Below are 18575 nucleotides of genomic sequence, written 5' to 3' on the forward strand. Positions count from 1 at the left end.
CGCCCGCGCCCGCGTTCCCGGCCATCAGCTCTCCCCCCGTCCCGCCGCCGCCAGCAGCTCCACGAACGTCGTGTCCTCCCGCGCCACCCCGAACACCCGCGCCCGCCGCAGCGTCCGCTCGGCCCACGCCCGGTGCGGCTTCGCCTCGTTCATCTTGTTCGTGTACGCGGACCGCATCACCCCGCCGCCCGCACCGGACTTGCGCACGATGTCCGTCGCGTCCACGTACTCCTCGTGGCTCACCACCGACAGCGCGTGCACCGGCGCCACATGGCTCGGGTGGATGCACGTCTTGCCCTGCAGCCCGTTCGCGCGGTCCAGCGAGATCTCCCGCAGCAGGCCGTCCATGTCGTGCTCGATGAGCGCCGCCCGCAGCTCCTCCGCCCGCCCGGCCGCGAACGGGCTGCTCCGCAACTGCGGCTTGAACAATCGTTCCTGCTGGCGGAAGTACTCCCACACGGGGCCCGTGACCGTGAAGCCGCTGCCGTCCGCCCGCCCGAAGACGTTCACCACGTCCCCGATCGCCGCCGCCACCAACTGCACGTCGTACGCCGTCATGTCCGGCGACCGCCGCAGCCCGTACGCGGCGCAGAAGTCCGTGACCCCGAGCCGTACCGCGAGCACCCGCTCCCGGTACTGCCCCAGCACCCGCGCGATCCCCCGCAGCGCCGCCGCCCGCGACTCCAGGTGCAGCACCTCCGGCGACTCCACCACCGGCATCGCGTACAGCCGCCGCCCGCCCGGCGCCAGCACCTGCTCCGCCTTGATGACCGACTCCAGGAACGCCACCCCCTGCACCGCCGTGAACTTCGGCAGCACGAACCCAGAAAGCAGCCGCGCCGCGGGACCCAGCCGGGCCACCAGATCGGGGATCTGGCCCGCCTCCCGGGTACGGACGAACAGCAGCGGCAGGGCACCGGCCGCGCCCTGCCGCTCCAGCTCCCCGAGCTGCCGTACGACGTTGGCCTCCGCCTCCGGCACCTCGTCGTCCGCTATGGAGTCCTCCAGGCACAGCACCATCGACACCACCCCCCGCGCCGCCTGGACGCGGATGTCGCGCGCGAGCTGCGGGCGGGTGGCGGGGCTGTAGAGGGTCGCGCCGAGGGCCATGGCCAGCTCGTCCGGCGGGGCGTCGGCGGTGAACTCGGCCGGCTCGCGGTGGAACAGCCCGGCACGCACGTCCGGGGAGACGTGCCCGAAGTGGCGCATGCGGTGCTCCCAAGGGTCGACGCGGCCGGGGCGGGGCCGGCGTGGGTGAGGGAAGTGGGGTGAGGAGGCGGGCGGGGGAAGGCGGGTAAAAGAAGGTCGAGGAAAGGCGATGATTCGGTAAAAGGGACGTCCGGGAGCCCTCCACCGTTCCCCGATCGCCCCGCATTGTGGCCGCCGCGGGCGACAGGGCAGGATAGCCCGCATGACGCACGCCATGGCGCAGGGATCCGACATGTCCGTATCCGTCCCTGCGGTACGGGCCGTGCTGCGCTGGACCCCGGGGGCCGGCGTCCCGGACGTCGACGCCTGCGTCATCCTCCTCGACGAGAACGGCCGGGTGCGCTCCGACGCCGACTTCGTCTTCTACAACCAGCCCCGCCACCCCTCAGGGCTCGCCCGCAAGCTGCCGAAGAAGCGGCAGGGCGAGGGGCTGACCGACTCCGTCGAGGCGCAGCTCGCCCGGCAGGACCCGTCGGTCGACCGGATGGTGCTGATCGCCTCGGCCGACGGCGGCACCCTCGCGCGGGTGCGGAACCTGCGGGTCGAGCTGCACGACGCCGGGAGCGGCGACGCGGCGGGCGGCGAGCCCGTCGCGTACGTGGACATCCAGCCCGACGGCGGCGCGTCGTCGGCGCTCATCTGCGGCGAGCTGCGGCGGGCCGGCGGCGGCTGGCAGTTCCGGGCGGTGACGAAGGGGTACACCACGGGCCTGGTCGGCGTCGCCGGCGAGTTCGGCATCTCGGTGGACGAGACGGACACCGGGCACCACCCGACGCCCGACTCCGGGAACGACCCGGCCTCCGGCGGCCGGCCCGCACCGGGCGCAGCACAAGCGGCACAGGCGGCACAAGCGGCACAGGCCCAGCAGGCCCCGCAGAGCCCCCAGCCCGCCGCCGCCCAGCCGCAGCCGCAGCCCGCGCCCCCCATCGCGTACGGCTACCCCCCGGCGTTCACCCTCCCGCCCCAGGGCCCGCAGTTCATCGGCCGCTGACCGCCGCCCGGGCGCTCACGTCTTCGTCTTGTACCCGCGCCCCCACACCAGCCCCCAGCCGTACAGCCGGTCCAGCTCCGACTGGAACCCGTACACGTAGCGCACCTCGCGCCGCACCGTGAGCTCGCCCTTCTTGTTCTCGATCAGCAGCACCGCGCACGACCGCGCCTCCGGCGCCCGCTCGTCCAGCTCGATCTCCACCCGCGGCCCGCTGGTCGGATAGAGCGTGACGACGGCCTGCGTACGGTCGAACGCGGGGGTGCCGTCGTAGATGTAGACGAACACCAGCAGCCGCCGGAACGCCTCCTTGTGGTCGAGGTTGACGTACACCGTCTCGCCCGAGCCGGAGCCGAACCTGTCGTCGCCGCTGAGCTTGATGTACGGCGGGTCGTTGATGTCGCCGAGGAGGTTGCCCAGCGGCTGCACCACGCCCTTGGTGCCGTCCTCCAGCTCGTACATGCACGCCAGGTCGAGGTCGACGTTGACGACGGCAGGGCCCTGCGCCTGCACGATCTCCGGCCGGAACAGCTTCGCCGGGTGCAGCAGCGTCCCGCCGCCCATGCGGGTGCGGCCGCCGAGGTCGGCGGTGCGCATCCGCCAGGACAGGTTGATGCGCAGGTTCCCGGTGTCGGATCCCTGCCGGGTCAGTGAGAGCAGCGGCTTGCGCTTGGTGAGCTGCACCGCGTACGACGAGCCCGCGCTGTCGAACTGCGGCACCCCCTCCCGCCGCCAGTTGCCCCAGAACGACACCTCGCACCCCCAGACGTGGGAAACCCCTCGGGCCCGGTCGGTCGACCGGCCCCGAGGGGAATCCTTCCGCATCTCGGACCGCGCGGAACCTACACGCGGGAGGGAAGCTCCTTTTCGGCCGGTTCGTCGTCTCCGCCGCCGTCTCCGCCCTCTCGCTCGATGCGCCGGTTGCGGCGGACGGAGGAGTAGAAGGAGAGGGCGATGAGGGCGACGCCGATGCTTCCGGTGATGACCTCGTGGATGTGCCACTTGATGGTGATCAGCAGGATGGTCGCCAGGGCACCGATCGCGTAGTGCGCACCATGCTCCAGGTACACGTACTCATCGAGGGTGCCCTGGCGGACGAGGTAGACCGTCAGCGACCGGACGTACATCGCGCCGATGCCCAGGCCCAGCGCCATCCAGAAGATGTGGTTGGTGATGGCGAAGGCGCCGATGACGCCGTCGAAGGAGAACGAGGCGTCCAGCACCTCGAGGTAGAGGAACATGAAGAACGCGGCCTTGCCCGCGAGCCCCACGGCGGACGGCTGCTGGCCGGAGCGCTTGGCCGCCTCCTCCGCCTCGTGTTCCCGTTCCTCCTCCTCTTCGAGCTTGTTCTCGAAGTGACCGGACAGGCCCCCGACGATGAGGTATGTGATGAGGCCGGCGATGCCGGCGGACATGACCGTCCCCGATTTGTCCGCATGGCCTCCGCCATGCTGGATCGCGCTGGTGGCGATCGTCATCGCGGTGGTCAGCAGCACGATCAGGGCGATGCACACGGAGATCGCGTCGATGCGGCCGACCTTGGAGAGCGGCTTCTCAAGGAACGGGATCCACTTGTGCTCCCGCTCGGCGAAGAGGAACTCCAGGAAGATCATCAGCAGGAACATCCCGCCGAACGCGGCGATCGAGGGGTGCGCGTCGGTGACGAGTTCCTCGTAGTGGTCGGGGTCGTCCAGGGCCAGTTCGATCGCCTCGATCGGTCCGACCTTGGCGGTGATCGCGACGATCGCCACGGGGAAGACCAGGCGCATACCGAAGACGGCGATGAGGATGCCGATGGTGAGGAAGATCTTCTGCCAGAAGGCGTTCATCTTCTTCAGCACGCCGGCGTTGACGACCGCGTTGTCGAAGGAGAGCGAGATCTCCAGGATGGAGAGCATCGCCACCAGGACGAACGCCTCCCACCCCCAGAAGATCGCGGCACAGGCGAGGCCGGCGGCGGTCACCGCGAAAGACCAGCCGAAGGTTTTCAGCACCACTGGCAGTCGTCCATTCTCATCGTGTGTCCGTCCTTCTCCGCGGCGCTGCGCGGCACGGGGGCTGTCGTCACCGTACCCGCACGGTTCACCAGCACCCGGCACGTACGTCGTGACCCCATCTTCCCCGGCGGTGTCAAGCCCCCACATTTCCCGGGTCCGGAAGCGTCAAGAGCCGCGCCACTGCCGGATAGTGCAGGATTCCGGCCACACACGTCCACCCTGCCGAACATCCGAACGAACGCCGGCGGGCCCCGAGCGGGGCGTCAGGCGGGGGCGAGGGCCTTCAGCGCGGCCACGTACTCGTCGAGGTCCCGGGCGTCCGGCAGGTCGTTGACGACCGTCCAGCGCACCGTCCCCGCGGTGTCGATGATGAAGGTGCCGCGGACCGCGCAGCCCTTCTCCTCGTCGAAGACGCCGTACGCCCGCGCCGTGGCGCCGTGCGGCCAGAAGTCGCTGAGCAGCGGGTAGCCGAAGCCCTCCCGGTCGGCGAAGACGCGCAGGGCGAACGGCGTGTCACAGGAGACGGCGAGAAGCTGGACCTCGTCGTTGACGAAGGCGGGCAGCCGGTCGCGCAGCGCGCACAGCTCGCCCGTGCAGACGCCGGTGAAGGCGTACGGGAAGAAGAGCAGGACGACCGCCTTCTCGCCGCGGTGGTCCGAGAGCCGCACGGTCTCGCCGTGCTCGTTGCGCAGCGCGAAGTCCGGCGCCTCGGCGCCGGGCGCCAGCGCCTCGATCCCGTCCAGTGCCATCTCCGCGACCTCCGGTCTGCCGGTCCAGCGAACCTCTGCCGGGTCACGAGCGTACGGGCGGGGCGGGCGCCGCCCCGCACCGGGATCCCGTCGCGCGGCCGGGATCCCGGCCGCGCGGCATCGCGGGGGGCTGCCCGCGCGGAACTGCGGGACCGCACGGGCAGCCCCGGCGAAAGACGTGTCAGCGCTTGGTCGAGCGGGCCCCCTTCGGGGTCACCAACCGGCTGCCGCTCCAGTCCGTACCCGCGTTGATGCTCTTGGTCTGGGCCAGACCGGCGGTCTGCGCCGCCTCGCCGATGTCGCTGGGCTCGACGTAGCCGTCACGGCCGGTCTTGGGCGTCATGAGCCAGACCGGGGCGCCTTCGTCGATCATGGTGGTGGCGTCCACCAGCGCATCCGTCAGATCGCCGTCGTCCTCGCGGAACCAGAGCACGACGGCGTCCGCGACGTCGTCGTAGTCCTCGTCGACGAGGTTCTGCCCGGTGATCGATTCGATGGCCTCGCGAAGCTCCTGATCGGTGTCGTCGTCGTAACCGATCTCCTGGACCACCTCTCCGGCCTGGAAACCCAGCCTGGTGGCGGGGTTGGTCCGCTCCTCCGCGTGGTCCGCGGTCGCGCTCACGGATTGCCTCCTGCTCGTATGCCTGTGTCTTCCGATGTCATCCGAAATCAGCATCACACCCGCGCGCACGCGAGGCGATGGGCGTAGTCCACACGTGCCGGGCGAATCGCGCAAGTACCCGGCGGCCGATCCCGCCCTATGGAGGGCACCCCTGGACCAGGGGGCGCAGTCGCCCGGGTTGCCTGCGGGTACGCTGGCGATCAGCCCGTACGGCCCCTCCACGGCCGTGTCGGTGGAGCCCCGGTCGAACGAATACAGGGTTACCAAACAGTAGAGATGACGTGGCCGCAACCGCGGTAGACGATGGGAATCAGCGCCAGACCTCTCATCTGCGAGCAGTCCGAATACCGATACGTACAGCGAAGGAACAGCGTGGCTTCCGGATCCGATCGCAACCCGATCATCATTGGCGGCCTTCCCAGCCAGGTCCCGGATTTCGATCCCGAGGAGACCCAGGAGTGGCTCGACTCGCTCGACGCGGCCGTCGACGAGCGGGGCCGGGAACGAGCCCGCTATCTCATGCTCCGCCTCATCGAACGCGCCCGCGAGAAGCGTGTGGCAGTGCCCGAGATGCGCAGCACGGACTACGTCAACACCATCGCGACCAAGGACGAGCCGTTCTTCCCCGGCAACGAGGAGATCGAGCGCAAGGTCCTGAACGCGACCCGCTGGAACGCGGCCGTGATGGTCTCCCGGGCCCAGCGCCCCGGCATCGGCGTCGGCGGGCACATCGCCACCTTCGCCTCGTCCGCGTCGCTCTACGACGTGGGCTTCAACCACTTCTTCCGCGGCAAGGACCGCGGCGACGGCGGTGACCAGGTCTTCTTCCAGGGCCACGCCTCGCCCGGCATCTACGCCCGCGCCTTCCTGCTCGACCGCCTCAGCGAAGCCCAGCTCGACGGCTTCCGGCAGGAGCACTCCAAGGCCCCCAACGGCCTCTCCAGCTACCCGCACCCGCGGAACATGCCGGACTTCTGGGAGTTCCCCACGGTCTCCATGGGCCTCGGCCCGCTGGGCGCCATCCACCAGGCCCGGATGAACCGCTACATGCAGGCCCGCGGCATCGCCGACACCTCGAACTCGCACGTGTGGGCGTTCCTCGGCGACGGCGAGATGGACGAGCCGGAGTCGCTCGGCCAGTTGTCCCTGCCGGCCCGCGAAGGGCTGGACAACCTCACCTTCGTGGTGAACTGCAACCTCCAGCGGCTCGACGGCCCCGTCCGCGGCAACGGGAAGATCATCCAGGAGCTGGAGTCGTACTTCCGCGGCGCCGGCTGGAACGTGATCAAGCTGGTCTGGGACCGCTCCTGGGACCCGCTGCTCGCCCAGGACCGCGACGGCGCCCTGGTCAACAAGCTGAACACGACTCCCGACGGCCAGTTCCAGACGTACGCCACCGAATCCGGCGCGTACATCCGCGAGCACTTCTTCGGCGACGACCTGCGGCTGCGCCGCATGGTCGAGGACATGACCGACGACCAGCTCCTCCACCTCGGCCGCGGCGGACACGACCACCGCAAGGTGTACGCCGCCTTCGAGGCCGCCGTCGCGCACAAGGGCCAGCCGACCGTCATCCTCGCCCAGACCATCAAGGGCTGGACCCTCGGCCCGAACTTCGAGGGCCGCAACGCCACGCACCAGATGAAGAAGCTCACGGTCGAGGACCTCAAGCGGTTCCGCGACCGGCTGCACCTCCCCATCCCGGACAAGGACCTGGAGGACGGCCTCCCGCCGTACTACCACCCGGGCCGGGACTCCGAGGAGATCCAGTACATGCACGACCGCCGGCAGGCCCTCGGCGGCTACGTACCGACGCGCGTGGTGCGCTCCCAGCCGCTGAAGCTGCCGGACGACAAGACCTACGCGGCCGTCAAGAAGGGCTCCGGCACCCAGGCGATCGCCACCACGATGGCGTTCGTGCGGCTGCTGAAGGACCTGATGCGGGACAAGGAGATCGGCAAGCGGTTCGTGCCGATCGCGCCGGACGAGTACCGCACGTTCGGCATGGACTCCTTCTTCCCGAGCGCCAAGATCTACAACCCGCTCGGCCAGACCTACGAGTCCGTGGACCGCGAGCTGCTCCTCGCCTACAAGGAGTCGCCCACCGGGCAGCTCCTGCACGACGGCATCTCCGAGGCCGGCTGTACGGCCGCGCTGACCGCCGCCGGCACCGCGTACGCCACCCACGGCGAGCCGCTGATCCCGGTCTACGTCTTCTACTCGATGTTCGGCTTCCAGCGCACCGGCGACCAGTTCTGGGCGATGGCCGACCAGCTCGGCCGCGGCTTCGTCATCGGCGCCACCGCGGGACGCACCACGCTCACCGGCGAGGGCCTGCAGCACGCCGACGGCCACTCCCAGCTCCTGGCGTCGACGAACCCGGCGGCCGTGGCGTACGACCCGGCGTTCGGCTTCGAGATCGCGCACATCGTGCAGGACGGCCTGCGGCGGATGTACGGCTCGTCGCCCGAGCACCCGCACGGCGAGGACGTCTTCTACTACCTGACCGTGTACAACGAGCCGATCGTGCACCCGGCCGAGCCGGAGAACGTCGACGTCGAGGGCATCGTCAAGGGCATCCACAGGCTGTCGCCCGCGGCGGCGGGCCGGATCCCGGCGCAGGTCATGGCGTCCGGCGTGGCCGTGCCGTGGGCGCTGGAGGCGCAGCGGATCCTGGCCGAGGAGTGGGACGTACGCGCCGACGTGTGGTCCGCCACCTCCTGGAACGAGCTGCGCCGGGAGGCCGTCGAGACCGAGCGGCACAACCTGCTGCACCCGGAGGAGGAGCAGCGGGTGCCGTGGGTGACGCGGAAGCTCGCCGGGGCCGAGGGGCCGTTCGTGGCGGTGTCGGACTGGATGCGGTCCGTACCCGACCAGATCGCGCGGTGGGTGCCGGGCACGTACCAGTCGCTGGGCGCGGACGGCTTCGGCTTCGCCGACACCCGCGGCGGGGCGCGGCGCTTCTTCCACATCGACGCGCAGTCGATCGTGGTGGGGGTGCTGACGGAGCTGGCGAAGGAGGGGAAGGTGGACCGGTCCGTGCTGAAGCAGGCGATCGACCGGTACCAGCTTCTCGACGTGGCGGCCGCCGACCCGGGGGCGGCGGGCGGCGACGCCTGACGCCTCCCGCCCGGGGGCGCGGGGGCCGGCGGGGACGGGCGGCGACGCCGGTCCTGCCGGGGCCGCGCCCGGGACCGTGACACGCACGACGGCCGGTCCCGTACGTCTCGTACGGGACCGGCCGTCGTGTGTGCCGGGCGGCCCGCCCGCGGACGGACCGGCGCGGTCGGCCGGTGCCGCTCCGGGCGGCCCGGCACCGTACCGCCCGCGCTACTCCCGGCCCGCCGACGTGAAGTTGACGTCCGCGGACCGCGGCCCCGCGACCTGACCGGCCAGCGGCTCCAACAGCGCCCGCTCCGCCTCCGTCAGCTCGATCACCGTCGCCGCGGCGTTCTCCGCCACCCGCGACGGCTTCCGCGTCCCCGGGATCGGCACCACCGTCATCCCGCGCAGCGCCGCCTGCCCGTGCACCCACGCGAGCGCGATCTGCGCCGGCGTCGCCCCGTGCGCCTCGGCGACCTGCCGCAGCGGCGCGAGCAGTTCGGCGTTCTTCGCGCCGTTGCCGCCGGTGAAGCGCGGCATCGTCCGGCGGAAGTCGTCGGCGGTCAGGTCCTCCTCGGCGTTGACGAAGGCCCCGGTGAGGAAGCCCCGGCCGAGCGGCGAGTACGGCACGAAGGCGACGCCCAGCTCCTGCGCCGCGGGCACCGCCGTCCGCTCCACGTCCCGGCTGAAGACCGACCACTCCGACTGCACGGCCGCGATCGGGTGCACCGCGTGCGCCGCGCGCAGCTCCGCGCCGGTGACCTCGCTCAGCCCGAGGTGGCGCACCTTGCCCTCCTGGACCAGCTCGGCCATGAAGCCGACCGCGTCCTCGATCGGGACGCGCAGGTCGCGGCGGTGCATGTAGTACAGGTCGATGGTCTCCACGCCGAGCCGGCGCAGGCTGCCCTCGATGCAGGAGCGCAGATAGGGCCGGTCGTTGCGGATCACGCGCTTCTGCGGATCCTCCGGATCGGTGGAGAGCGAGAACTTGGAGGCCAGGGTGACGGCGTCCCGGTGGGCGCGGATGAAGGGGGCGATGAACTTCTCGTTCTCGCCGTCGCCGTACATGTCGGCGGTGTCGTACAGGGTGATGCCGAGTTCGAGGGCGCGGTCCAGGGTGGCCAGGGCGGCGTCCGCGTCGGTGGGCCCGTACGCGAAGCTCATGCCCATGCAGCCGAGGCCCTGGACCCCGACCCGGGGCCCGTCGGTGCCGAGGGGGACGGTGGCGACGGGGGTGTTCATGGAGTGCATCCGGAGGCTACTCCCTCGTAGAATTCGATCTTGAAGTCAAGGACGGCGAGCGTCGTCTGCAGATCCGCGATCTGCTGCCTGACCACCTCGCGGTGCTCGCGGAAGAGCTGGGTGCGCTCGGTCATCGTCTGGTCGCCGGCCCGGACGAGCTCGGCGTAGCGCACCATGTCGGCGACCGGCATCCCGGTGAGCCGCAGCTTGCGGACGAAGTCGAGCCAGTCGAGGTCGTCGTTGGTGTAGAGGCGCTGCCCGGTGTGCGAGCGGTGGACGTCGTTGAGCAGCCCGATGCGCTCGTACCAGCGCAGGGTGTGCGCGCTCAGCCCCGTGAAGGAGACGACCTCGCTGATGGAGAAGTGCTCTTGGCCCTCGGGGCGTACCCGGGCCGCTGTGGTCAGGCTCATTGCAGGCTCCCCACTCTCGACGCGTCGACGCTACTGACTTGGAGTGCACTCCAAGCAACAAGATATGTGCGGGTTAGGCTCGGCGCATGGACAGCCTGCTTGTGATCGAGTCGTGGCCCGCCCCTACGGCGGCGGCCGCGGCGGTGCGCGCCGACGGCTCGCTCGCCGGAGCCCACGGCCCGGCGGACCACCGCTTCCCCCTGGCGTCGGTGACGAAACCGCTGGTGGCGTACGCGGTGCTGGTGGCCGTCGAGGAGGGCGCGCTGGAGCTGGACGAGCCGGCGGGTCCCGAGGGCTCGACCGTACGCCACCTGCTGGCGCACACCTCCGGGCTCGCTTTCGACGAGCACCGGGTGATGGCGGCGCCGGGCACCCGCAGGCTGTACTCGAACGCCGGCTTCGAGGTCCTGGGCGACCACCTCGCGAAGGCGACGGACATACCGCTGGCGGAGTACGTGCGGGAGGCGGTGTTCGTGCCGCTGGGCATGACGGCGACGACGCTGGACGGCTCCCCGGCGAAGGACGCCACGTCGACGGTCGCGGACCTGGCCGCGTTCGCGGGCGAGCTGCTGGTGCCGCGGCTGGTCTCGGACGAGACGCACGCGGAGGCGACGTCGGTCTGCTTCCCCGGCCTGAAGGGCGTGCTGCCGGGCTACGGCCACATGAACCCGAACGACTGGGGCCTGGGCTTCGAGATCCGCGACGGGAAGTCGCCGCACTGGACGGGGGCGTCGTCGTCCCCGGCCACGTACGGGCACTTCGGCCAGTCGGGCACGTTCCTGTGGGTGGACCCGGAGGCGCCGACGGCGGCGGGGCACGGGGCGGCGTGCGTGGCGCTGGCGGACAAGGGGTTCGGGGACTGGGCGACCGAGGCGTGGCCCCCGTTCACGGACGGGGTGCTGGCGGAGCTGGCGGCGGGCAAGTGACCTCTGTCACTGGTCGCCGCTAGGCTGGTGGCCGACGAGGGGGAGGTTCGCATGCTTTTCGGATTCGGCAGCGCGTTAGAGAAGTTGGTCACGGTCGCGGGGGTGGTGGTCGCGGCGGTGGCGGTGGTGAAGCTGGCCGAGGAGACGGAGCCGGCGGACGCACCGGGGGACGCCGCCGCGGACGGGCCACCCGAGGACGCCCGGCCCGCCGAGGCGTGAGGGGCGTACGGGCACGTCCCGCGCGGCAGTCCCGGGCACCCGCCGCGTGTGGCTGGGCGTGAGCACGTGGCGCTCGGCGCGGCGGGGCTTCGACGCGCCGGTGCTCGGGCTGCGTACGGCCACCGCGCGCTGAGGCGGTGGCCGTACGGGCGGGGCGGTCAGGGTGTGCAGGTGCGGTCGGCCGGGAGGAGGGGGCCGCCTGCGAGGTAGGCGTTGACGGCGTTGTCGGCGCAGGGAATGGGCTCGTTGCCGCTGACGGAGTTGGCGTAGACGCCGTGGCTGCGGATGTCGGCGGTCAGCAGGCGGGAGCCGCCGAGTGCGCGGTGGAGGGCGATGCCGCCCGCGTACGGGGTGTTGTTGTCACCGGTGGCGTGGAGGATGAGGACGGGCACGTCGTTGTCGATGGCGGTGCCGGTGTCGCCGGGTTCGGCCGGCCAGAAGGTGCAGGCGGAGACGGCGTTGGCCTGGGGGCCGAAGACCGGCTCGGTCGCGCGGCTCTTCTGGGTGGCGCGCCAGTAGGCGTTCGTGCCGGTGGGCCAGCCGCCCGCGGGCCAGCCGCCGTCCGCGCACATGGTGAACGAGGGGATGGCGAACAGCGCGTCCGCGTCGGGTGAGGCGAGAAGCGTCAGCCACTGCGCGAGTACCGGGTCGGGCTCGACCGGGTGCCCGTCGACGGCGTCGCGGAGGTTGCGTACGATGCGCGCGAGCTGCGGGTCGCTCTCCTCGTACTGCACCAACTGGTGCATGATCAGCCGCAGTCGGCCGGAGTCCGCCGTGTGGCCGCCGATCGTGATCGGCTGCCGCTCCGCCCGCGTGACCAGCCCTTCCACGGTGGCGCGGACGCGCGGGGCGGTGCGGCCCAGTCCGTACGTGTCGTGGCGGGCGGCGGTCCACGCCGCCCAGTCGTCGAGGCCCGCTTCGGCGGCGGGGCCGGTGACCTGGAAGAGCTCGTACTGCGTGAGCGAGGGGTCGGTGCCGCTGTCCAGGACGATGCGGTCGGCGCGGCGGGGGAAGAGCTGGGTGTAGACGGCGCCGAGGTCGGCGCCGTAGGAGACGCCGAAGTACGACAGCGCGGGCTCGCGGAGGGCGGCGCGGATGGCGTCCATGTCGCGGGCGACGTTGCGGCTGGTGGCGTGGGGCAGCAGCGCGGCGTTGCCCCGGGGCCGGCCGCAGCGCTGTGCCATGTCGCGGGCGGACGCGACGGTGGCGTCGAAGAGCTGCCGGTGGTTGCCGGCGGCGGGGGCGGGCGGCCCGGCGGGGGGCGTACAGCCGAGGGGTGTGCTGTCGCCGAGGAAGCGGGGGTCGAAGCCGATGAGGTCGTAGCGGCCGGCGACGTCGCCCAGCACGGGGCTGAGGGCGAGGGGGTAGTCGAGTCCTGGCCCGCCGGGTCCGCCGGGGTTGGCGAGGAGGATCCCGCGGCGCTGGGAGGGCTCGGCGGTGGCGCGGATGCGCGAGACGGCGATGTCGATGGTGCGGCCGTGGGGGGCGGCGTAGTCGAGGGGCACGGTGAGCTGCCCGCACTCGGCTCCGGCTTTCACCAGGCCGGGGTGCTGCTGCGCGGAGCAGGGGCCCCAGTCGATGCTCTGGCTGCCGCCGCGGGAGTCGGTGGTGGTGAGGGCGGTGGCGGGCGCGGCGGCTGACGGGGTCGCGGTGAGGGTGGTGGCGGCGAGCAGGGCGAGGGAGGTGAGGGAGGGTCTGCGCATCGTGCTCCTCGGGAGGTGCCTCGGGTGCCGGGTGGCGGGCCGGGGACCCGAAGCTACGGCGGGGGCGTGACCTGCGGCCATCGGGCCAACTCCCGTACGCCGCGGGGGGATAACCCCCGGCGGGCCCTCCCCTGACGCGCGATGATGGGGTGGGTGGAGACGACGCCCGACCTCTGGCACCACTACGGCCGCGGCCGCGCGCAGCGGGACGGCACGATTCCGGACGCCTTCCGCTGGACGTGGTCCGGCGACGGCGGTCCGGGCGCGGAGATCCTGGGGGACGTCACCGGCCTGCGGGTGGGCGATCTGGGGGCCGGCCCGGCGCGGCACGCCGCGTACCTGGCGTCGCGCCGTGACCCCGCCCGGGTGGACGCGATCGACGCCTCCCCCGCCCAACACACCCTGGCCGCCGGCCTGTACGCGCACCTCGCCCCCCGGCTCCGGCTCGTCCACGCCGATGCGGCCACCCACCTGCGCAGGACACCGGACACGTACGACGTGCTCTACAGCGTCTTCGGCGCCGTCGACTTCACCGACCCCCGCGCGCTGCTCCCGGCAGCGGCCACCGCCCTGCGCCCCGGCGGCCGGCTGGCGTTCGCCACCCTCGCCCACTACGCGAACGGCGCCCCCGCGCAGCCGGGCGTCGTACGCGCCGACATCCCGGCGAGAACACCGGCGGGCGACGCAACGACGATGCACCGCTGGGTGCTTCAGCCCCGCGTCTGGACGGAACAGCTCGCCAGAGCGGGCTTCACCCGCATCACGACCCGTCAGGAAGCCCGGACTCTGCTGATGACCGGCATGCTGTCGTCCCTCGCGTCGTGAACGAAGGCGGCAGTGGTGATGCCGGCGAGGGCTTGCCATTTCCGGCCCGTCCCCGCCTGGGACGTGGTCAGGTCACTGGTCGTCTGGGGTGACGATCTCCACGAGCGGGTCGACGCCGTCCCAGCGCTTGTCACCGGTCAGGACCGCGAACGCGCCCGTCGCCGTCGCCGTGGCGATCACCAGCGCGTCCGGCAGCCGGAGTGCCTTCTGCTGGGCCCTGAGTCCCGCGGCCACGCGCGCGATGCGGCGGTCGAGGGGGAGCACGTCGACCGCGATGCGGTCGATGGCCTTCTCCACTTCGGCAGCCGTATCGCTCCCTCCCTGCCTGTGGGCGCGTACCAGGCACTCGCTCAGCACCGAAGCGGGAACGGCGAGTTCGTGTCCGTCGTGCCGCATGGACGACACGGCCTGCCGCGCGGACGCGTGCAGCGCGTCGCCGGGGTCGAGCAGCCCGAGGAGGACGCTGGAGTCGAGGATCACGCGTCCCATGCGTCGCGCTCCGCCTCCAGGTCTGCGCTGTCGGAGAGCCCGGGGAAGACCGCGACCGCATCCAGTGGGTCCTGCTCGGGCACGAGGGTCAGCCTGCCCTGGTCGTCGACCTCGACGCGCAGTATGTCGCCGGGGTGGATATGGGCGGCGCGCAGCGCGGCGACAGGGAGAGTGATCTGGTTCTTGCTGGACACCTTGGCGGTGCAGCGTCGCACTTTCCTTACTTTCTCTGTCACAAAGTAAAGGATACCAACTGACCGCGGACTGCGCCGCCGGACAGGGACGCGCACCGGCACCCGATTCCGGAACTTCGTCAGTTCTGCGGGCTCAGGCCCGTGACCGCCAGGTGGAAGAGGCGGTTCGCCTCGGTGGCGGGCTCCGGGCGGTGTTCCGTGGCCAGGGTGATGCCGACGATCAGGGTGATCAGGTCGGCGACCGTCGCGTCCGGGGTCACCTTGCCGTCCTGTACCGCCCGCCGCAGCAGCGGGGCTGCCGCTTCTTCCAGTGCCGCCGCGCAGGTGTTGCCGCGTACGGGGTCCTCGCCGGCGGTGTCGTAGGAGAGGGCGGCGGCCAGGCCGCGGGCGGTGACGCAGTAGGCGACCACCTCGTCCAGCCATTCCAGGAGCGCGCCGCGGCTGTCCGCCCCTGCGGCCAGGGTGTGCGCGCGGAGGCCCAGGGCCTCGATCCGCTCCCTGGAGACCGCCTCCAGCAGGGCGCGGCGGGTGGGGAAGTGCCGCCGTACGGTCGCCGAGCCCACTCCCGCCGTGCGGGCGATCTGTTCCAGGGAGGCGCCCGCACCGTGCTCGGCGACCTCCCCCGAGGCCACGGCGAGGATGCGCGCGTAGTTGCGCCGGGCGTCTGCGCGTCGGCCGGTGCCGGTGCCTGGCATGGTGTCGCCTCCGGATTGCTAAGTGGCGGGGCCCGCCGTATCGTACCCGGAACCTAAACGGCGGACCCCGCCATTTAGGTTCCGGCGAGTACCCGAGGAGCGCCATGTCCGCAGATTCCGCGCCCGTCCTGGTCACCGGCGCCACCGGCAGGCAGGGCGGCGCCACCGCGCGCGCCCTGCGGGCGGCGGGCGTTCCCGTCCGCGCGCTGGTACGGGACCCGGGCGGTGACCGGGCCCGGGCCGTCGCGGCTCTCGGCGCCGACGTGGTGGCCGGGGATCTCCACGACCGCGACTCCGTGATCCGGGCCGCGACCGGCACCCGGGCGGTGTTCTCCGTACAGATGCCCGCCATGACCGCGGACGGCTTCGACTTCGACGGGGAAGTGGCCCAGGGCGTCAACCTCATCGAGGGCGCGAAGGCCGCCGGGGTCCGGCAGTTCGTGCACACCTCCGTCACCGGCGCCGGGCAGCACACCGAGACCCCCGGCTGGGCGGAGGGGCGCTGGGCGGTGGAGGCCAGCCTGACGGCCAAGGCCGCGATCCAGGACCACCTCCGCGCGGCCGGCTTCCCGCGCTGGACGCTCCTCAAGCCGGGCACGTTCATGGAGAACTTCCTCCCCTCCATGGGGTTTCTCATCCCGCGCGGCATCGAGAACGGCCTGGTGAGCGTCCTGCACCCCGGCACCCGGCTGTCCCTGGTCGCGGTGGCCGACATCGGGCGCGCGGCGGCCGCGGCGATCGCCGAGCCGGATCGGTTCGACCGCGTCGAGCTGGAGCTGGCGAGCGACTACCTGTCGATGACGGAGATCGCCGACGTCCTCTCCCGCGTCCTCGGTACGCACCTGCCGGCCCCGGACATGACCGCCGAGGAGGCCCTCGCCGCCGGCATGCCGCCGATGGGCGTCGCGCACGAGTGGCTGAACACCGCCGGCCAGCCGGGCCGCCCCCGCTACGCCAGGGCCCTCGGCATCCCGCTCACCACCTTCGACCAGTGGACCCGCGACCACCTGCGCACCGGGCTTTGACGCCATCGCGCGCCGCCCTGCGGGGCGCGTGTCCCGCGTTGCGGGTTCGTGGCCGGAACAACACCGTTGCCCGCCGGGCCCGTTCGGGCTCCCAATGGGGGCGTGAGTGACTCCGCTTCGTTACCGCCCGTCGCCGCCGCCGGGCAGGCGCCGCTCATGCGGCTCGCCTCCGACCGGCACTTCGACGCCAACGTCAACCTGTCCACCTGGGCCATCGCCCGCCGGCTCCCCCGTACCCTCGCCGAGGCCGGGCGGCTCGGGTGGCGGACGGACCGGCGGGCCGTGGTGGCGCTGCTCGGGTGCCAGGTCGCGGCCGCCGTACTGACCGCCGTGGCGCTCGCGGCGACCGCCCGCGTGCTCGCCGGGGTCTTCGGCGGGGACGACGTCGCCGACGGGTTGCGGGGCAGCGCGGGGGCAGTGGTGGCGCTCGTGCTCGCCGCGTGCGGGCGGTACGTGCTGGACGCCGGGGCGCGGGCCGCCGCCGCGCGGCTGGCGCCGAAGGTGGCGCGGGAGGCGGACCTCGCGGTGATCACCGCGGCGACCGACGCCGAACTGGTGGCGTACGAGGACCCGGGGTTCGAGGACGCGCACGAGGCGGCCTCGGACGGGGCGGAGAAGACCGGGGAGCTGATCCTCGACGCGCAGGTGCTGACGTCCGCCGCCGCGCAGTTGGCCGCCGCGGCGACCGTCGTCACCGTGCTGCATCCCGTAATGCTGCCGCTGCTCGTCGCCTCCGTCGTGCCCTGTGCCTGGGGTGCCGTACGGGGTGCGCGCATCGAGCACGCCGCGCACCACCGCAATCTCGGCGACACCCGGCTGCGGAGCGTCTTCCGCTCGTACACGACCGACCGCAGGCACGCCGACGAGGTGCGGGCGGGCACCATGGCCGCCTTCCTCGTCCGGCAGTACCGCGTGATCTCAGGGCGGCTGGAGGCCGAGCAGCTCGCCGCCACCCGGCAGGCGCTCCTCGTGCAGGGCGTCGGCGACGCGCTCACCGCCCTCGGCACCGCCGCGACGTGGGGCGTGCTCGTGTTCCTCGTGGCCGCCGGGCACATGGAGCCGGCCGCGGCGGGAACCGCCGCGCTCGCCGTGCGGGCCTCGGGGGCGGCGCTCGACACCACGGTACGGGCCGGGGCGCGGCTGTTCCGTGCGTCGCTGTCGCTGGACGACTGGGCGCGCTTCCTCGCCCTCGCCGAGCCGTGGGCCGACCGCCGCGGCACGGCGGAAGTGGCCGCGGACGGGCCGCAGTTGATCACCGCGCGGGACGTCTCGTTCACCTACCCCGGCGCCGACAGGCCCGCGCTGCACGGCGTGAGCCTCGATCTGAGGCGCGGCGAGGTCCTCGCCCTCGTCGGCGAGAACGGCGCCGGCAAGAGCACCCTGGCCCGCCTGCTCACCGGGCTGTACGTGGCCACCGAGGGCTCCGTGCGCTGGGACGGGACGGACCTGGCGGACGCCGATCCGGCCGCCGTGCTGTCCCGTGTCGCGCACGTGCCCCAGGACTACACCCGCTGGCCGCTGGCCGCCCGCGAGAACATCACCCTCGGCCAGCCCCGCCCCGAGGGCGACGCCGCCGTGCACGCCGCCGCCGCGGCGGCCGGCGCCGACGGCGTGCTCGCCGCGCTGCCCCGCGGGCTCGACACCTCGCTGGCCCGCTCCTGGTGGGGCGGCCACGACCTGTCCGGCGGCCAGTGGCAGCGCATCGCCGTCGCCCGCGCCTTCCACCGCGACGCCCCCGTGCTCGTACTGGACGAGCCGACCGCCGCGCTCGACGCCCGCGGCGAACACCGCATCTACACCCGGCTGAAGGCCCTCGCCGCCGGCCGGGCCACCGTGTTCATCACCCACCGCCTGGTCAACACCCGCATCGCCGACCGCATCGTCGTCCTCGACCGCGGCCGGGTCGCGGAGACCGGCACCTTCGACGAACTCGCCGCCCGGGGCAGCGACTCGGTCTTCGCCGAGCTGCTCAGGCTCCAGGAGGACCGGTGATTCCGGCCGGGTCTGGCACGCGCGGGTCCGTGGTGCGGCGGAACAGCGGGAATCCGCACCGAGGACCCGCGGGGGGGACGGCCGACACCGTGCGACGCGCACGACGGCGGTTCACACGCGCGAGTGACCCGGAAGGCGTCGGAGCGGTCCGCACCGGAGGTTTCCAGACGGTGATCGCCGTGGTGACC

General features: G+C 72.6%; 18 protein-coding genes. 7 read left to right on the forward strand and 11 right to left on the reverse strand.

Annotation, left to right across the window (positions count from 1 at the left end):
* Window positions 1-24: 24 nt before the first annotated feature.
* Window positions 25-1209 carry an HpcH/HpaI aldolase/citrate lyase family protein gene (locus ACFYVJ_RS21755; protein WP_388893798.1) on the reverse strand — a complete coding sequence of 395 codons (1185 nt, stop codon included), beginning with the start codon at window positions 1207-1209 and terminating at the stop codon, window positions 25-27.
* Window positions 1210-1411: 202 nt separating this feature from the next.
* Here ACFYVJ_RS21755 and ACFYVJ_RS21760 point away from each other — a divergent pair, with 202 nt between their 5' ends.
* Window positions 1412-2200, forward strand: a complete 789-nt coding sequence (locus tag ACFYVJ_RS21760) for a TerD family protein (RefSeq protein ID WP_388893800.1) — start codon at window positions 1412-1414, stop codon at window positions 2198-2200.
* Between the two features lie 15 nt (window positions 2201-2215).
* Here ACFYVJ_RS21760 and ACFYVJ_RS21765 read toward each other — a convergent pair whose 3' ends face one another.
* From ACFYVJ_RS21765 to ACFYVJ_RS21780, 4 genes are all read right to left on the reverse strand, one after another.
* Window positions 2216-2950, reverse strand: coding sequence for a Tellurium resistance (locus ACFYVJ_RS21765; protein ID WP_388893802.1), 735 nt, complete (start codon window positions 2948-2950; stop codon window positions 2216-2218).
* A gap of 89 nt (window positions 2951-3039) precedes the next feature.
* Window positions 3040-4194 (reverse strand): DUF475 domain-containing protein, encoded by a 1155-nt coding sequence (locus ACFYVJ_RS21770; protein ID WP_388893804.1) that lies wholly within the window; start codon window positions 4192-4194, stop codon window positions 3040-3042.
* Window positions 4195-4457: 263 nt separating this feature from the next.
* The gene (locus ACFYVJ_RS21775; RefSeq protein WP_388893806.1) at window positions 4458-4943 is read right to left on the reverse strand and encodes a peroxiredoxin; all 486 of its coding nucleotides are present in this window, start codon (window positions 4941-4943) and stop codon (window positions 4458-4460) included.
* A 181-nt stretch (window positions 4944-5124) separates the two neighbouring features.
* Window positions 5125-5565: a DUF3052 domain-containing protein gene (locus tag ACFYVJ_RS21780; protein ID WP_047015555.1), complete on the reverse strand. Its 441-nt coding sequence runs from the start codon at window positions 5563-5565 to the stop codon at window positions 5125-5127.
* 372 nt (window positions 5566-5937) lie between these two features.
* On the opposite strand from ACFYVJ_RS21780, the gene aceE reads away from it, so the two are divergent.
* Complete coding sequence (gene aceE, locus ACFYVJ_RS21785; protein ID WP_388893808.1) at window positions 5938-8685, forward strand: pyruvate dehydrogenase (acetyl-transferring), homodimeric type; 2748 nt, start codon at window positions 5938-5940, stop codon at window positions 8683-8685.
* A gap of 210 nt (window positions 8686-8895) precedes the next feature.
* Here aceE and ACFYVJ_RS21790 read toward each other — a convergent pair whose 3' ends face one another.
* Both ACFYVJ_RS21790 and ACFYVJ_RS21795 read right to left on the reverse strand, forming a co-directional pair.
* The gene (locus tag ACFYVJ_RS21790; protein WP_388893810.1) at window positions 8896-9918 is read right to left on the reverse strand and encodes an aldo/keto reductase; all 1023 of its coding nucleotides are present in this window, start codon (window positions 9916-9918) and stop codon (window positions 8896-8898) included.
* Window positions 9906-10319 carry a MerR family transcriptional regulator gene (locus ACFYVJ_RS21795; RefSeq protein WP_388893812.1) on the reverse strand — a complete coding sequence of 138 codons (414 nt, stop codon included), beginning with the start codon at window positions 10317-10319 and terminating at the stop codon, window positions 9906-9908. The genes ACFYVJ_RS21790 and ACFYVJ_RS21795 overlap by 13 nt, the downstream gene beginning before the upstream one ends.
* An 86-nt stretch (window positions 10320-10405) precedes the next feature.
* On the opposite strand from ACFYVJ_RS21795, the gene ACFYVJ_RS21800 reads away from it, so the two are divergent.
* Window positions 10406-11245: a serine hydrolase domain-containing protein gene (locus ACFYVJ_RS21800; RefSeq protein WP_388893814.1), complete on the forward strand. Its 840-nt coding sequence runs from the start codon at window positions 10406-10408 to the stop codon at window positions 11243-11245.
* Between the two features lie 51 nt (window positions 11246-11296).
* On the forward strand, window positions 11297-11464 hold the full coding sequence (locus tag ACFYVJ_RS21805; RefSeq protein WP_388893816.1) for a hypothetical protein: 168 nt from the start codon (window positions 11297-11299) through the stop codon (window positions 11462-11464).
* A gap of 158 nt (window positions 11465-11622) precedes the next feature.
* Here the strand turns inward: ACFYVJ_RS21805 and ACFYVJ_RS21810 are convergent, their stop codons facing one another.
* Window positions 11623-13167 (reverse strand): alpha/beta hydrolase, encoded by a 1545-nt coding sequence (locus tag ACFYVJ_RS21810; RefSeq protein WP_388893818.1) that lies wholly within the window; start codon window positions 13165-13167, stop codon window positions 11623-11625.
* 153 nt (window positions 13168-13320) lie between these two features.
* Here ACFYVJ_RS21810 and ACFYVJ_RS21815 point away from each other — a divergent pair, with 153 nt between their 5' ends.
* Entirely contained in the window at window positions 13321-13992 is a 672-nt protein-coding gene (locus ACFYVJ_RS21815; protein WP_388893820.1) for a class I SAM-dependent methyltransferase, read from the forward strand.
* Between the two features lie 72 nt (window positions 13993-14064).
* Here ACFYVJ_RS21815 and ACFYVJ_RS21820 read toward each other — a convergent pair whose 3' ends face one another.
* The 3 genes from ACFYVJ_RS21820 to ACFYVJ_RS21830 form a co-directional block, all read right to left on the reverse strand.
* Window positions 14065-14481, reverse strand: a complete 417-nt coding sequence (locus ACFYVJ_RS21820; RefSeq protein WP_388893822.1) for a type II toxin-antitoxin system VapC family toxin — start codon at window positions 14479-14481, stop codon at window positions 14065-14067.
* Complete coding sequence (locus ACFYVJ_RS21825; protein ID WP_388893824.1) at window positions 14469-14717, reverse strand: AbrB/MazE/SpoVT family DNA-binding domain-containing protein; 249 nt, start codon at window positions 14715-14717, stop codon at window positions 14469-14471. Before ACFYVJ_RS21825 ends, ACFYVJ_RS21820 begins: the two co-directional genes overlap by 13 nt.
* Before the next feature lie 77 nt (window positions 14718-14794).
* Window positions 14795-15370, reverse strand: a complete 576-nt coding sequence (locus ACFYVJ_RS21830; protein ID WP_388893826.1) for a TetR/AcrR family transcriptional regulator — start codon at window positions 15368-15370, stop codon at window positions 14795-14797.
* A 104-nt stretch (window positions 15371-15474) separates the two neighbouring features.
* Here ACFYVJ_RS21830 and ACFYVJ_RS21835 point away from each other — a divergent pair, with 104 nt between their 5' ends.
* The gene (locus tag ACFYVJ_RS21835; protein ID WP_388893828.1) at window positions 15475-16395 is read left to right on the forward strand and encodes an NmrA family NAD(P)-binding protein; all 921 of its coding nucleotides are present in this window, start codon (window positions 15475-15477) and stop codon (window positions 16393-16395) included.
* 102 nt (window positions 16396-16497) lie between these two features.
* Complete coding sequence (locus tag ACFYVJ_RS21840; RefSeq protein ID WP_388893830.1) at window positions 16498-18387, forward strand: ATP-binding cassette domain-containing protein; 1890 nt, start codon at window positions 16498-16500, stop codon at window positions 18385-18387.
* The last annotated feature ends 188 nt before the right edge of the window (window positions 18388-18575 follow it).

The organism is Streptomyces sp. NPDC004134 (genome assembly GCF_042874195.1).
Lineage (GTDB): Bacteria > Actinomycetota > Actinomycetes > Streptomycetales > Streptomycetaceae > Streptomyces.

What these genes read in the sequence shown, in the direction of transcription:
- ACFYVJ_RS21810 (WP_388893818.1), bottom strand. Translation starts at nt 13,167, where the DNA reads ATGCGCAGACCCTCCCTCACCTCCCTCGCCCTGCTCGCCGCCACCACC.
- ACFYVJ_RS21835 (WP_388893828.1), top strand. Translation starts at nt 15,475, where the DNA reads ATGTCCGCAGATTCCGCGCCCGTCCTGGTCACCGGCGCCACCGGCAGG.
- ACFYVJ_RS21755 (WP_388893798.1), bottom strand. Translation starts at nt 1,209, where the DNA reads ATGCGCCACTTCGGGCACGTCTCCCCGGACGTGCGTGCCGGGCTGTTC.
- ACFYVJ_RS21795 (WP_388893812.1), bottom strand. Translation starts at nt 10,319, where the DNA reads ATGAGCCTGACCACAGCGGCCCGGGTACGCCCCGAGGGCCAAGAGCAC.
- ACFYVJ_RS21830 (WP_388893826.1), bottom strand. Translation starts at nt 15,370, where the DNA reads ATGCCAGGCACCGGCACCGGCCGACGCGCAGACGCCCGGCGCAACTAC.
- ACFYVJ_RS21800 (WP_388893814.1), top strand. Translation starts at nt 10,406, where the DNA reads ATGGACAGCCTGCTTGTGATCGAGTCGTGGCCCGCCCCTACGGCGGCG.
- ACFYVJ_RS21790 (WP_388893810.1), bottom strand. Translation starts at nt 9,918, where the DNA reads ATGCACTCCATGAACACCCCCGTCGCCACCGTCCCCCTCGGCACCGAC.
- ACFYVJ_RS21760 (WP_388893800.1), top strand. Translation starts at nt 1,412, where the DNA reads ATGACGCACGCCATGGCGCAGGGATCCGACATGTCCGTATCCGTCCCT.
- ACFYVJ_RS21775 (WP_388893806.1), bottom strand. Translation starts at nt 4,943, where the DNA reads ATGGCACTGGACGGGATCGAGGCGCTGGCGCCCGGCGCCGAGGCGCCG.
- ACFYVJ_RS21805 (WP_388893816.1), top strand. Translation starts at nt 11,297, where the DNA reads ATGCTTTTCGGATTCGGCAGCGCGTTAGAGAAGTTGGTCACGGTCGCG.
- ACFYVJ_RS21820 (WP_388893822.1), bottom strand. Translation starts at nt 14,481, where the DNA reads ATGGGACGCGTGATCCTCGACTCCAGCGTCCTCCTCGGGCTGCTCGAC.